Below are 13,465 nucleotides of genomic sequence, written 5' to 3' on the forward strand. Positions count from 1 at the left end.
GTTGACCCTGTGCAGGAATTCCCGATTTGCAGCCGAACCAGTTCAACGCGATCGAAAGATTCGGGAAGTCATGACTTCGAGCACGATTGTCTGCAGGCCGTAGTCTTCGGCTTTAACACGTTTAAGTATGTCTTCGATCTCGTACTGGTCGGATCGTTCCATCTGCCGTCCGGTTGAGTAGGTGAGTAGCTTTTCAATAAGACAGCGGGTGAACTGATCAAGACGGCTTTCGAGCAGCACATGCTTAAAGCTTGCAAAATCAGTGAATGTTTCGCCAGAAGGAAGTTTGCCTGTTGGATCCACCTTTGGACCAGTTCCTTTTCCTTTGGGCTTAGGGTACTTTTCTCGCCAGCGGCCAATGGGGTCAAATGACTCAAGTGCATGACCGTGTGGATCGATGTTTCGATGACACACGTAACACGTCTTGTCCTTGCTATGCTTTGCCAGTCTCTCACGAATCGTCGTTGCTCCACTGACATCAGATTCAATGGCAGGCACTTCGTCAGGTGGAGGCGGTGGTGGTGTTCCAAGCAGATTTTCGAGAACGTAGACACCTCGCGTTACCGGAGATGTATCCACGCCATTGGCGCTGACAGTCAGCACGCCAGCCATGCCTAACAACCCTCCACGCCGTTTCGTGCCAGAGAGCTTGACACGCCTGAAACCATCCTTCAGTCGCAACGTGTCTTTCTCTGGTAACCGGTAGAGATTAGCCAGGTTCTTGTCAACAAAGGTGTAGTCAGCATCCAGAAAATTTTCCACCGATCCGTTCCCATCCAGCAGTGAACGAAAAAACAATCGTGCTTCCTGTTTCATCGATTCAGGCAGGTTCTGAGCGTAGTACTCCCACGCAGCCTTTCGCGGCGGAGGCAAGTCGCCAATGGCGCGAAGATTGAGCCAGCTGTCAAGAAAGCCATTGACGAATTCATTAGAACGCGAATCCTTCAGCAGACGTCGAATCTGCTTTTGTAATTCATCCTTTTCCTTCAAGCGTCCAGAGGCGGCCGCGGCGAACAACTCTGCATCAGGGGGTGCTGTCCAGAGGGCATAAGAAAGTCGCGACGCCAGATCATTCGGGTGCAACTCGCGTTCATCCTCGGGAGTGATCTCGCTGAGGTATAAAAACGAAGGAGAGCAAAGGATCGTCTTGAGTGTGTCGAGAGCCGCCTGGCGTGGCGTCGCTGACTCGAACAATCGCAGTTCGTAAAACACTTTGATCCGTTGTTGATCCGATTCGTTCAACGGACGCCGATAGGCTTTTTTCGCAAAGGCAAAGAGTTGTTCCAGCGCATGGTCTTCCTGAAACCCCTCTTTCCCGAACACGGCGATCTCTTCTTTACTGCCGGCTGGTTCTGGAATTGGACCATGGATTTTGATTTCGCCGATCCTGATATGAGGCAGCTTTCCCTCGCGAAGCAACGCCTTCCGTCTGACACCGGTATCCGGATTTTTGAATTCATCTTTATAGCGTTTGTTAAGTGCGATGACAGAGGCCCGCGACTCATAAGGTCCGTTCGGAAAAATGAAGCGCGGTGTCTGCCCTGCTTCCAGCCAGACGCGAAACTTTAACCACTCTGGTTTGTCATCCGGAACAACAGTGCTTGCCAGGATCGGTTCGATCGCCTGGGGATAATGGATATGGCCTTTCGTCACATCACCGGGAACAACCGCCAACTGAAATGGTTCTGAAAAGTCGATGCGAAAAATCTTTGGATCGTAGTGAGTATCGCGGTGCATCGCTTGCGCTTGAACCTGAATGTCATACAGCCCTGAGGTCGGCACACCCGCCAGGAAATCTTCGATGTGTCCATAACCACCTTGGCGCGTGTCTGTGTTGGGCTGTTCGTAGAGACAGAGATACCGATATTTGAAGACACTTTTATGTGAGCCCGACAGCTCTTCATACTGCTTGAAGTTGTCTTTAAAGTGCCACGACTTGGGTTTCATTTCAGGTTTTCCAAGACGGGCTTCTACCAGGCGGGAGGCTGCTTGAATATACTGATCCAACAGAAATCCGGAAGTCACCAGCGACTCACCGATATTGTCCATATGCTGACTGGTCTCTTCTTTCGGGAAGTCCGCGGTTAATCCCAGAGTGTCGACGCGACGGTCGAATAGAGTGGCCAGAGTATTTTCATATTCTCGATTGGAAAGGCGACGCATTATGGTGCGAGACCCGGTACTTTCAAACTGGCTACGGGCTTCCTGAATACTGTCTCGCAAGGCACCGATTAAAGCGAGTCTCTCTTCGTCGGTCGGCTGGTCCGATTCTTCAGGTGGCATTTTCCGAAGTGTGACCTGATCGATGATTCCATCAGCGGTGATCAGCTGCTGCTCAGATTTGATCGGCAGCGAGAACGTTTCAAACTCGCGCTCGCCATCCGCAGTCTTGACGTCATGGCAATCAAGACAGTATTTCTTTAAAAGCCGGGTGACGGTTGGATTGTGTTTGTGCTGCTTTTCCTCTGCTGAGCAAGGCAGCAGCACGGAAACGCTGATAACGAATCCGCAAACGGCACGAAATGCTCGCATACTGAGAGTCTCTATAAACTGTGTATTCATCTTCAGGAGAACCTTCCGGTACTCGTTCCGAACGATTCCTTCTCAACCCCCATTCTCTGGGCGATATCCAGAAAGAGATTGCACAATGGGACCTTACCCGGACCTTTAGAGGGGGCTTTCTTAAATTCGCCAGTCCCATACCCGCCTCCAGCCAGAATGATGGGTAAATCCGAGTTGGTGTGTGAATTTGCATTCCCCATGCCGCTGCCGAACAGGACCGCCGTCGAATCGAGAAGCGTCTGCTCACCGTCGGATATACCAGCCAGACGGGTCAGGAATTTTCCAAACTGTTCGATTTGATATCGCTCAAGGGTGACCAGGTGCCCAACCGACTCTTCGTTGTTACCGTGATGCGAAAGACCATGGTAGGACTTATTGATACCCAGGTGTTGTGGCAAAAAGCTGCCGCCAATTTCCAGCGTGGCAATCCGTGTTGAATCTGTCTGCAAAGCCAGCGCGATCAACTCGTAGAGCATAGGCAGGTCTTCAACGGTGTTCTTATCGGCGGGCTTGTCGAAGGGTGCTTTCGGCTTGGGCTGATCAGACCAGACCTGGCGGAGCTTCAGACGTTTTTCGACATCGCGAATGGAACTGAAATACTCATCGAGTTTCGCCTTGTCTTCACTATTCACTCGTTTCGAAAGGGAGCGGGCTTCGTCGTGAATCGAATCAAGAATCGACGCTTGCAGTGAATTCTCTTTCACTTTCTGTGCCTGAAGCTGTTTCGAATCCGCGATGAACAATCGGTCAAACAATTCCGCAGGCCCGGTGATCGGCGGAACCCGCACGCCTGACTTGGTCCATGAGAGCTGACAGCCACCATGGATCCCCCCTTCAGACCCGACCGTGAGCGACGGAAAGCGTGTCTGATTGCCGACTTCATCCGCGATGAATTGATCGATGGTAACGTTGCCGTCTGTCCGATTCTTGGACTCGTGATGAAGCAAGCCCGACAGGAACGTATGCACGGCAAAGTGGCCGCCGCGAAGTCCATGATCGAGTCCGCGATAGACCGTCAGCTGATCTCGATTGGCTGCGAGAGGCTTGAGCAGCGTCGTCTCTTCATACTCTTTGCCTGTTTTCTCAGGAAAAAAATGTTTCAGTTGAAAACCAAGCAAGTTACCGACGGCGACAAACCGTTGAGCCCCCGCACCCGCCCCGCGAGACTCAGTAATCGCGGAATTCCCCGCCAGTGAGCCCGTCATCAGGGATGGCAGCCCAGGCAAAGCCAGAGATCCGGCAAAGGACCGAAGAATGAATCGGCGGCGATTGATTTTATCGTTCATATTAGCAGTCTGTCCAATCACAAAGGGAAACGTACAATCCTATTGAAAGTCGGGCCTCTTGAAAGTCTGGTTGTTTGAAAACCGCTTCTATCAGCGTTTAAGTGTATTTTCAATACGCACAGAGCCTGGTCAAGAAACTGAATCTGGCCGCCTGATTTTACCCGAAATGGAGATGCAACGCCATGTATATTTGCAACAAGATCCCCAATATCACATCTGATCGAAGTGGTGAGTCCAGTACAATTATCGGCATTATAGTAGTCAGAGAGACTAATCCAGGCCTGCGATAGCAAATGTAAACTCATGAGTGACCAAAATATTTGTGGCAGTCTTGTGGCATTCCCTTTTTCCTATCAAGAGAAATGGATAGAGAAACTCTCGTGACGATATCGAATCACACTCTTTTCACAACGCTGATCTGAATGACTGCGTTGGTTTCTGTTTGAAACTTCATTATTTCCCTCTTTCGGAAAATGGGTTTGAGTTGTGCCCCATGCCTGCCAGCTGTGTTACCCTCGGCAGGCTTTTCTTTTTGGCGCAGCCTTTCCCGAGGACGCCAGCATCTCCACTCCCCTGCTTTGATCCAGGAAACGACGCCACCCCACGACTGTCAATTTTCGACTTGACCGCATCGCGCAGATCAAGATCATCATGCGGAGATAGCGTCGCGCGCGCGAGTGAGCACTACGGGTTCAGTGCCCCTTTTCAAACCACTGAAATCATCAGCACCATCAAACCCACTTGTTTCAGCACGATTTTCCCAACCACTGCTCCGATGCACCTCCGTTTTCAAACGACATCGCAACGCTTCATTTGACGTTCCCAGAACATGATACGACTATCCCAGGAGATCAAATGGCATTCCCGGAGAAAATACGCAACGCCCCCTTGACTCTCCCACGCAGTTCGCAAAAATCCGTTTTACTACCATGATACTCTCTCCAGATACAGGGACGAGTCGACGTGCTGTTACCCCTGTCTTCAGGACTTTGACAACAGGAAAGCCCAATTAGCCGCAGGGCCTTAGCCCCGGTTGTGCGTCATTGGTAAGAACCGTTCGAATTAAGAAACGCGACCCGGCCGCCGGTAGAATCCAGATCAAAGAAACAAACCCAGCACACAAATCCTACCCGATATCACCAGAACCGACGTAGATGAACATTCCGCAGGAATCCCGACACCAGATGATGTCTCTTAATTCGCATCCGTCCTGATAAACGAAAACACCTCAAGATGTGCAGTCATAAACGGACCGAACAGGAACCGCAGCCAAGGGTAACCGGCCCACAAAATACACCTTGACGTGTATCGTATTCTGCATGTGTTTTAACCACCAGCATATTCAGGAGCGAAAGCGATGCCCGCATCCCAGCCAACCCCGCGTGCCGACCAGCGACGGAACCCGAACCGTGAAGCGTTCTGGCGACAAACCCTTTCTGACCGACTGCAGTCCGGACTCTCGATCCGTGCCTTCTGTCAGCGTGAGGGACTCAGCGAACCAGCTTACCACTACTGGCGACGGGAACTGAAAAAGCGGGATGCCGAGACAACCGCTGCAGCTTCCTTTCTGCCCGTTGAAGTCCAACTCCCTGCCACGCCGATTGAAATCGTGTTCTCACAGGGCACCTCGGTTCGCGTCGGAAACGGCTGTGATCAAACCACGCTCGAAACCGTGCTCGCCGCGCTGGAGCAGCGCGCATGCTGAATCTGCCCACCCGCATTTATTTCTGCACGGTCCCCACCGATATGCGCAAAAGTTTTGACGGCCTCCTGCGAATGACCGAAGTCTACCTGCAGCAAAACGTACTCGACGGGGGACTATTTGTGTTTCTCAACAAAAAACAGGATCGGATCAAGCTGCTGTACTGGGACCACGATGGTCTGGCCATCTGGTATAAACGGCTGGAAGCGGGCACATATCAGCGTCTCTCCAGCCCGGAGGGCACACATGGCCTACAACTGTCCTCAATCGACCTGGGGCTCCTGCTGCAGGGCATCGACCTGACCAGCGTGCAGCGCAGAAAACGCTATCAGATTTCAGAAAAAGTATCGACTTCATAAAAAAACAGTTCCCGCCTGACAACGATTATGTTAAGACGTGGAACATGAACCAGAAACGATCCTCATTGCCGAACGACGTCCAATCCTGCCATGATATGATTCACCAGTTGGGTGAGACCGTGGGAGAGCAACAGCGGGAAGTCGAGCAACTCAAACATTTCATTGATCGGCTGCTGCGACAGCGGTTTGGCGCCCGTTCTGAAAAGATCGCCCCCAATCAAATGAGTCTGTTTGACGAACCCGATACTCCAGAGGAAGCGGCCGAGCCCGAGGACGATGAACCTCCTCCCACGACGGTTTCCGCACATCGCCGTCGTGGCGGTGGCCGTAACAAGCTGCCCGATCATCTGCCTCGGGAACGGGTAGAGCATGACCTGACCGAATCGGAAAAACGCTGTCCCTGCTGCGACCAGACACGGCAGCGGATCGGAGAAATCAGCCACGAACAGTTAGAATTCATTCCTGCCAGCCTGAAAGTGATCGAGCACGTACGTTTCAAATACGCGTGCCGGGAGTGTGAAGAGCATGTGGCGCTGGCTCCAGTTCCTGCCCGGCCGATTGCCAAAGGCTTCGCCGGCCCCGGCTTGCTCTCGACGATCCTGGTGGGGAAATACTCAGATCATCTCCCCCTGTATCGTCATGAATCCATTCTCAGCCGGAATGGCGTACAGCTTTCGCGGAGCACGATGAGCCGCTGGGTCCTGGAAACCGCAGAATTACTGCAACCGCTGATTGATCTGATGAAAAGCCGGGTTTTGCAATCCAGCGTCGTACATACGGATGATACGACGATTCCCGTCCAGGACCAACGGCTTTCCCGCACGCGGACCGGCCGGTTCTGGGTTTACTGTGGCGATGTCGCGCACCCGTATTCGGTCTATGATTTCACCCCGAACCGGGAACGCGCCGGTCCCCAGGCGTTTTTAGAACACTTTTGCGGTTATCTGCAGGCAGACGCGTATGCCGGCTACGAAGAACTGTACCGGTCAGGCAGAATTCACCAGGTCTTGTGCTGGGCGCATGCGCGACGCAAGTTTTACGATGCGCGGACGGTGCAGCCGGAAGCCGCTCACCGGGCATTATTGTTTATCCAGCAGTTATACGCGATCGAACGGGAAGCCGGCGTGTTGAAGTCGGATCTGCCACAGCCGGCGGACTGCGAACACTGGTGGAAACGCCGCTGGCAGTTGCGACAGAAACAGGCGCTACCGATACTGGAAAAGTTCTGCGACTGGTTGACGGAAACCGCGCGCAGTCTGTTACCGAAAAGTCCGGTGGCAGCGGCGATTCAATATCTGTTAAGCCGCTGGTCCGGGTTTACGCGGTATTGTACCGAGGGCATCCTGTCGATTGACAACAACCTGGCCGAACGCACCTTGCGTCCCTGTGCCCTCGGCCGGAAGAATTATCTGTTCGTCGGCAGCGACCGGGGCGGCCAGGCGGCCGCCGTGCATTACAGCCTGATGGCCAGTTGCAAAGCAAACGAAGTGGAACCGTTTGCCTATCTGCGCGATGTGTTGACGCGGATCACCGATCACGCCGCCGATCGCCTGGAAGAACTGCTGCCAGACCAATGGCTGAAGCAACACCCGGAAGCCCACTACACCCGCCGACGCTGAACCCGGCAGCGATTCAGTTCAGTCATTGATAGACCGTGTATTTGCTGAAACGGTTACGCCAAGGTCACATGGCGGCAATTCGACCAAGTGCCCCATCGTCAGTCTTCGCCCCACTGAACCAGATTAACCGTCAACACATTCCGTACAACATAGTAGAAAATTCAAAAGGCAAAAAAGAATCTGTGCCGGTGGAATGCCCCCAAAAGTTGATCCAACGCGTACACTACAGAATGACCTTAGTAATCACCGGCTGGAACAGTCGCTGCTCCCTCTTACTCTCTGTCTAGAAATAGTAAAAGGGGTCAGGACCGAATGGCACTGCCTATTGTAGCGTAACAGTTTGCGTTCATACGATTGCCTTCCGTTGTTGATGGTAATGGTATCTTGGTTGCTTCAGCAAAGCCAGCACTTTGGTGCGGCGTTTATTGGCTCTGGGTTCTGTTCGACCAGTGCGATGCCCCACACGTTCGCTGCTGGGGACCTGTTGTCCGAGTGCAACCAACTCATCCGTGAGCTTCGTGACGGCTCCCAACAACCAACTGGCAGCCAGCATCTGTTGCGTGGTGGCAAACGAGAGGGAACGCGGATCACGGTCTGTTGAGAGACTGCTTTGCAGCATTTTTAACCGAATCAGATTATACGCCAGCAGGCACGACCAGAGTTCGGTGAGCACCATGTCCGGAGACTTCGCACGCAGAATATCCATCCCCAGCGAACACTTGATGCTGCGAATATCCAGTTCGATCAGCCAGCGGCTCTGATACACGGCGGCGATCCAGCGCGCCGGGTATGCTTTCCGATCTGTGATGCTGGTGGCAATCGTAAACGTTTTGGCGCGATACCCCGGCTGACTGATCTGCACATCGACCAGACGCAGAGTGAGCGTCAGCGGTTGTTGCCAGAATTCCTGACGGGTCATCCAGGCAGGACGTTGCAATGGTCGTGACCAGGTCACCAGTCGCTCCCGTTTGCTCAGCCGCCGCGCGTTCTGGGGATGATCGTCACGCAGGTGATGATTCTTCATCAGAATCTGCACGCCCCGCGCACGGCACGCACTCACCAGCCAGTACGTGCAGTAATACGAGTCTGCCACCAGGGTATCTCCCGGTCGGAGTGCATCGCGCATTTGCCAGAACAGGGCCGTTTCGCCACTGCCTTTTCCGCTGTAAGGCCCGCTCACTAGATCCACCAGCAGTCCGGTTGTCATCGAGATCAGAGAAACGCAGCGTAGAACGGGGAACCCGAGCCCCGGTTTCTGAGTCGGGTTCTGTGGATAGGCACGCTGATTCTCAGGAGTATCGGCGGCCGTGATGGTGAAGCCGTCAACCAGCAGAATGCGACCGCCGGTGCTCCGTGATTTCACATCAGCGATGCTGGAAGGACTGAGGCGTGCCGCCGACTGCTCTCTGGTCTGGACACGATTCTGATCACAGGCCGCTTCCGCATCAGCGGCAATTTGTTGGACAATGTCTCGAATGACGATAAACGGGATTTTGAGTCGTGCCCGACAATAAGCACCGGTATTGGTGCTGCAAATCTGTCGGCCCAGCGCGGCACACAGGTTGGCAACACGGATCACAGCTGCTTTACAGCTGCGTTGCTCCCCGGAAAAGAAGACCTGAGAAATTAATGCCCAGAGCGTGACTGCCGGTGTGTAAACGTCATCCTCGCCGGAACCAAAATTGATTTCGTGTTCATCAAAGGTTTGTTGCCAGCGCTGGTCATCAATCACATCAGATAGCGGAAGCGAAGCATTTTGCATCATCGAACGTTTGAAAAGAGAAAATGATGCTGCATTCGAATGGGAAGCTGATATAAATGGCATAGAACCTTCCTTGGTCAAATGTTTTACCCACACCAACCCAAGGAAGGTCTTGCCAGAACGCAGCATAATGCCAGGAAAGGTTTTGCCAAACACAATTTCCAGCGAACTGGCAAAAAATCAGAAAATTAAAACCGTGACTGCGTCACCCGGGAGTCGTTGCGCAAACACAAACTCAAAAAACAGCGGCAGTGCCATTCACCCCTGACCCCTTTTTATGTCTTTTTATGTCTCTTATTTTTCTCTTGCAAGTCGCTTATTTTTTTCGTCAAGTTCTTTTAATAAACGCTGTGATTCTGCTTTGTGATAGAGATGCCATTGAGGCCAGATCAGTGTGAGTGTTTGAGCGACCTGTTCCGTGTTCTGTTTGGCAACACCCAGCTCAGGTGGTGGTACACTCAACCGTTTGTAAGTGGAACAAATCAGATGCTGTGTATCGATTCTGGTTAAATCCGTCAGCAACTTCGGTAACTCGTCTGGGACCTGTAAGTCTGTTTGAGCAGCATGCAACTCTTCCGCATGGCGGTTGCTATGCCGTTCATACATTGCCAAAAGTTCTTTTAAATATTCTTCGTTTGTAAGAGTTGAATCGTTTTTTTGATTCTCCAGAATCAAACCTTTGAGGTCTTCCTTAAAAACAAATGATTTCAGCCTCTCATCAGTGAATACGAATTGGGCCCACCAGGCAAGCAAGGGCCGAAATAAATCATCTTCTGCTAATTCCTGGTACACCTTGCCTAGATTGGCTCGATGAAAGGCAATCACCCAGCGCTGTCTCTCTGGAGAATTCTTTGGCTGAAGAATTGTGTTCCAGCCGGAGGGCAATTTCCTTATTTCTTGTCTGAGCTGAGATTCTCTCGTCGACAATTCACGATGGAGTTTCTTGACAGCTGTTCCAAGAAGTTGATTCTCTTCCAGAATTTTATGCTCCAACTCACGCTCATATTTCAGGGCCGATTGCCAATTTTCGTAAGCCTGATCAAACCGCTTTCTTTTTTCCGGTGGAAGATCATCGATCGACTTCGTGGGTGCAGAGTTTCCGCTGGGAACCTTGCCCCGAGAATACATCACATATTTGACTTTCCGTGGCAGGGTGGGCACAGAACTTCCCGCAGAAACCGGCGAAGTTTTCTTAGAAGTCTCTTTTTTTTCAGGAATGATCTGATTCGGACGAAGACCGTTCTTCCACGGCTGGCCCCAACTTTTCGAAAGCGGAGAGAGCAGGAGGACGATGAAACCGAAAATGAAAACAATCGGCAACTTAATGGGGACCGATCGAGTTTGCGAAGTCAATTTGTTGATGCCTGCCATCCCTCCTTGAAACTTCTAATATTGACCACTATCAGAAAATGGTGGCTGCTTAAACGTGCTGTTTTGATAGGAGATCATTCATCTGAATGAGATACTGAAGTTTAGTAGTTTTGCAATTTCAGGACAAGATCTAAAAAACACGCATTCCATTCAGGTGGATGGTTTAGAGGGAAGCTGAAAGGGGCAGGAATTTTATTATCACCATGCCCCCTTTGTTCTTCTTACGTTACTTACTTCACCAGATCAAAGTTAACCTTATTTTCCTCATTCGGTTTGATCGTGGCTTTCAGTCCGGACTTTTTGACATCATTGTATCGCACGGGAATCAACGAGATGCTTCCCATCCCGGAGGGATCTTTGGGATCTGGCTTTGTGGCAAAGATCGTGACTTGATTCTCACCCACGGGGGCGCCGTCCCCTTTGGTCGTCGTCGTGACTTCGACAATCTCGCCCCCTTTAATCACCCCTGAAGCAGAGCGGCCCGAAGCGGGATGAAAGGCAATCGTCCCTTCTTCAAGGGGTTTTCCATTCCACATGACTGATCCATTCACTTGTGCGACTTCGGGTGCATCATCCACGCCTCCCCCACAGCCGCAAACCAGAATACCCGATACCAGTAATACGAAACGCTGCATTTGGTTCAAAAAACCAGTCATATTGCTCCTCTCAATTTCAAACTCGATCTCGTTGTAGACAGTTTGCAGCGACGGATTGCTTAACCACCAAATCCATCGACCGGATTCCCATCGGCCTTATCTCCCAGATTCCGGTAAAGATTGCCGTCAATGTTTTCGCTTAGAAAATGCACACTACCATCGGCCATGGTGAAGAAGGCGCCCCCTTCATGTCGGCTGCGAAACCCAATACAGACACTGTGATCACCCCGACTGACTGTCCCGGCAATCAATTCTTCGTTTCGGTAATTTATCGGGTGTGCCATCGTGCCCCAGCTCTGATAACCCCAATCCTGCCAGAGACAGAGCGGGCCGACGACTTCACCAATCATGATCGTATTCGTTGTCCCGTCGGTCACCTGACTGATTCTGGCAGAGTAACCACTGCGACTGAACATGCCACGCACATCTCTTACCCTGGGTATACTGCCGAATTGCCCGTAGGCCGCGCCAGACGTTCCCGGAGTAGTCGAAGTATTGTTGGGATGACCACCGGCTGAGATCGCGTAGTCGGTCTGCCCTCTCTGTTCGCCACTGATATCATCGGCCCCGGTATCGGTATCCTGAATCAACGGATCGGACGGGCATTCAACCACCTTCAGTCGTTCTTTCTTCAGCGCAAGATTGGTGCCATGCATGCCGTCCGTGCTGAAGTTGATCTGATTGTATAAAGGAGCCTGGTCGACATAAGGCAGAATCCGTACCGTCCAGCTGTGTCGAATTCGCCACGTCTGCGGAGCAGGGGTTCCAGAGTCGGCCGGCCCGCAACAGGTCTGTTGCAGTGGAAATTGTTTGAACGTTTCATGATAATTATGAAAGGCCAGACCGAGTTGTTTCATGTTATTCTTACAGGCACTTTTCCGGGCCGCTTCCCGCGCCTGCTGGACGGCGGGCAGCAACAGCGCAATCAAGATCGCAATAATGGCAATCACAACCAATAACTCAATTAACGTAAAACCACGTTCCCGTGCTCTTTGCTGCACCATGATCCCGATCCTTTGATAAAATGAGGAAAAACCTGTATCGATACCTAAACCTTTAAGACGAGTGAAACACCCGTGAATGAGAATTCGTCGAGAAATCACATTTGATAGTCAGAATGGAAAATGACGTTTCACACTAAGAATTCAGTGATAAACTGGATTGGAGACAATCTAGAGACCTCACTAGTTATAACATTTGTTTATTAATATACAAAAGATTAATTCAAAGTTTACTGATCTGTTCTCAAAGATGTCAAATATTTTCTGCCAGGAATGAAAAACAGCGATATTTTTACCCGATTGGAACCATTCATGTGGACGATCGCTCCCCGTCAATCACTGGGTCCGTTGTGTCTGGGGCAGACCCCCGCAGACTATGACGATCTTCTCAGAGCGGATTTAAGATATTCAAGAGGTTTCCGGACAGCGAAGAGATCTATGCCTATGACAAAGACTACGTACATCTCACTGTGGATTCACAAAATCGAATCATTCACATCTCTGTTTTCAGGCCACGGGAGGTCCGCCTGGGCGAGATTCAGCTTCTCAACCGCGCGTTGCAGCAGGTAACTGTCGAACTTAATGGTACCAATGACCTCTTTGAACAGGTCGACGTGGGTCTCGAAAACGAAGAACTCGGCATCGTGCTGGTGGAAGTCGATGGAATGATTGATGGCGTCGAAGTGTCAGCCTGATCGTATAGAGACTCTGATTACAACTGGGTTAAAAGGGCGCAGGATTCGATATTAAAAGTCCTGACCTGAATGGCACTGCCCCTTTATATGTACCCTTCGCACCTGGCACTATTTTCTCCCCCGCAACGCAACCTTCTCAAGATGAGACAGACACAACAGGAAACTTACACAGTATAGGGTAGCCACAGGCCCATGGGGCCATAAACAGACTGGGGACCACGATGATTCGCTGTGTTTTTTAAATCTCTGTGTTTTTCTAATTTTTGTATAGATGTACCGAGTTTTGTACGGTATTCTCCTCCTCTTGAATTATACAGAAATTCATTGGGCTATCTGTAAACACATCCCAGATGTAAATGACCCTGATTTTTATGTACTGATTCTCATTTCCAGACATTTGTAACCTGTTTACCAGGTACAACAGATTCACATTCGGTTGAGAGGAGTTCACC

Annotated in this window: 10 protein-coding genes; 4 read left to right on the plus strand and 6 right to left on the minus strand. The window is 51.2% G+C overall.

The window, feature by feature from the left end; all coding sequences use genetic code 11:
- Positions 1-42: 42 nt before the first annotated feature.
- Positions 43-2,532 carry a DUF1592 domain-containing protein gene (locus Enr17x_RS25125; RefSeq protein ID WP_232100852.1) on the minus strand — a complete coding sequence of 830 codons (2,490 nt, stop codon included), beginning with the start codon at positions 2,530-2,532 and terminating at the stop codon, positions 43-45.
- 32 nt (positions 2,533-2,564) lie between these two features.
- Complete coding sequence (locus Enr17x_RS25130; protein WP_145312524.1) at positions 2,565-3,848, minus strand: DUF1552 domain-containing protein; 1,284 nt, start codon at positions 3,846-3,848, stop codon at positions 2,565-2,567.
- A 1,357-nt stretch (positions 3,849-5,205) separates the two neighbouring features.
- Here Enr17x_RS25130 and tnpA point away from each other — a divergent pair.
- Genes tnpA through tnpC form a run of 3 tightly spaced genes read left to right on the plus strand, consistent with a single transcriptional unit; the run spans position 5,206 to position 7,528 of the window.
- Positions 5,206-5,553 (plus strand): IS66 family insertion sequence element accessory protein TnpA, encoded by a 348-nt coding sequence (gene tnpA, locus Enr17x_RS25135; protein WP_145305627.1) that lies wholly within the window; start codon positions 5,206-5,208, stop codon positions 5,551-5,553.
- Positions 5,547-5,909: an IS66 family insertion sequence element accessory protein TnpB gene (gene tnpB, locus Enr17x_RS25140; RefSeq protein ID WP_145305628.1), complete on the plus strand. Its 363-nt coding sequence runs from the start codon at positions 5,547-5,549 to the stop codon at positions 5,907-5,909. The genes tnpA and tnpB overlap by 7 nt, the downstream gene beginning before the upstream one ends.
- 44 nt (positions 5,910-5,953) lie before the next feature.
- Complete coding sequence (tnpC, locus tag Enr17x_RS25145) at positions 5,954-7,528, plus strand: IS66 family transposase (RefSeq protein ID WP_232100793.1); 1,575 nt, start codon at positions 5,954-5,956, stop codon at positions 7,526-7,528.
- A gap of 346 nt (positions 7,529-7,874) precedes the next feature.
- Here tnpC and Enr17x_RS25150 read toward each other — a convergent pair whose 3' ends face one another.
- The 4 genes from Enr17x_RS25150 to Enr17x_RS25165 all read right to left on the minus strand — a co-directional run bounded on the left by Enr17x_RS25150 (position 7,875) and on the right by Enr17x_RS25165 (position 12,321).
- Positions 7,875-9,353 (minus strand): IS4 family transposase, encoded by a 1,479-nt coding sequence (locus Enr17x_RS25150; protein WP_145312527.1) that lies wholly within the window; start codon positions 9,351-9,353, stop codon positions 7,875-7,877.
- Positions 9,354-9,584: 231 nt separating this feature from the next.
- The gene (locus tag Enr17x_RS25155; protein WP_145312529.1) at positions 9,585-10,661 is read right to left on the minus strand and encodes a hypothetical protein; all 1,077 of its coding nucleotides are present in this window, start codon (positions 10,659-10,661) and stop codon (positions 9,585-9,587) included.
- 230 nt (positions 10,662-10,891) lie between these two features.
- A complete protein-coding gene (locus tag Enr17x_RS25160) occupies positions 10,892-11,317 on the minus strand; it encodes a hypothetical protein (RefSeq protein ID WP_145312531.1) in 426 nt (141 codons plus the stop codon).
- Between the two features lie 59 nt (positions 11,318-11,376).
- Positions 11,377-12,321: a DUF1559 domain-containing protein gene (locus Enr17x_RS25165; RefSeq protein WP_145312533.1), complete on the minus strand. Its 945-nt coding sequence runs from the start codon at positions 12,319-12,321 to the stop codon at positions 11,377-11,379.
- Between the two features lie 467 nt (positions 12,322-12,788).
- On the opposite strand from Enr17x_RS25165, the gene Enr17x_RS25170 reads away from it, so the two are divergent.
- Complete coding sequence (locus Enr17x_RS25170) at positions 12,789-13,013, plus strand: hypothetical protein (RefSeq protein WP_145312535.1); 225 nt, start codon at positions 12,789-12,791, stop codon at positions 13,011-13,013.
- Positions 13,014-13,465 lie beyond the last annotated feature (452 nt).

The sequence above is a fragment of the Gimesia fumaroli genome (genome assembly GCF_007754425.1).
Taxonomy (GTDB): Bacteria; Planctomycetota; Planctomycetia; order Planctomycetales; family Planctomycetaceae; genus Gimesia; species Gimesia fumaroli.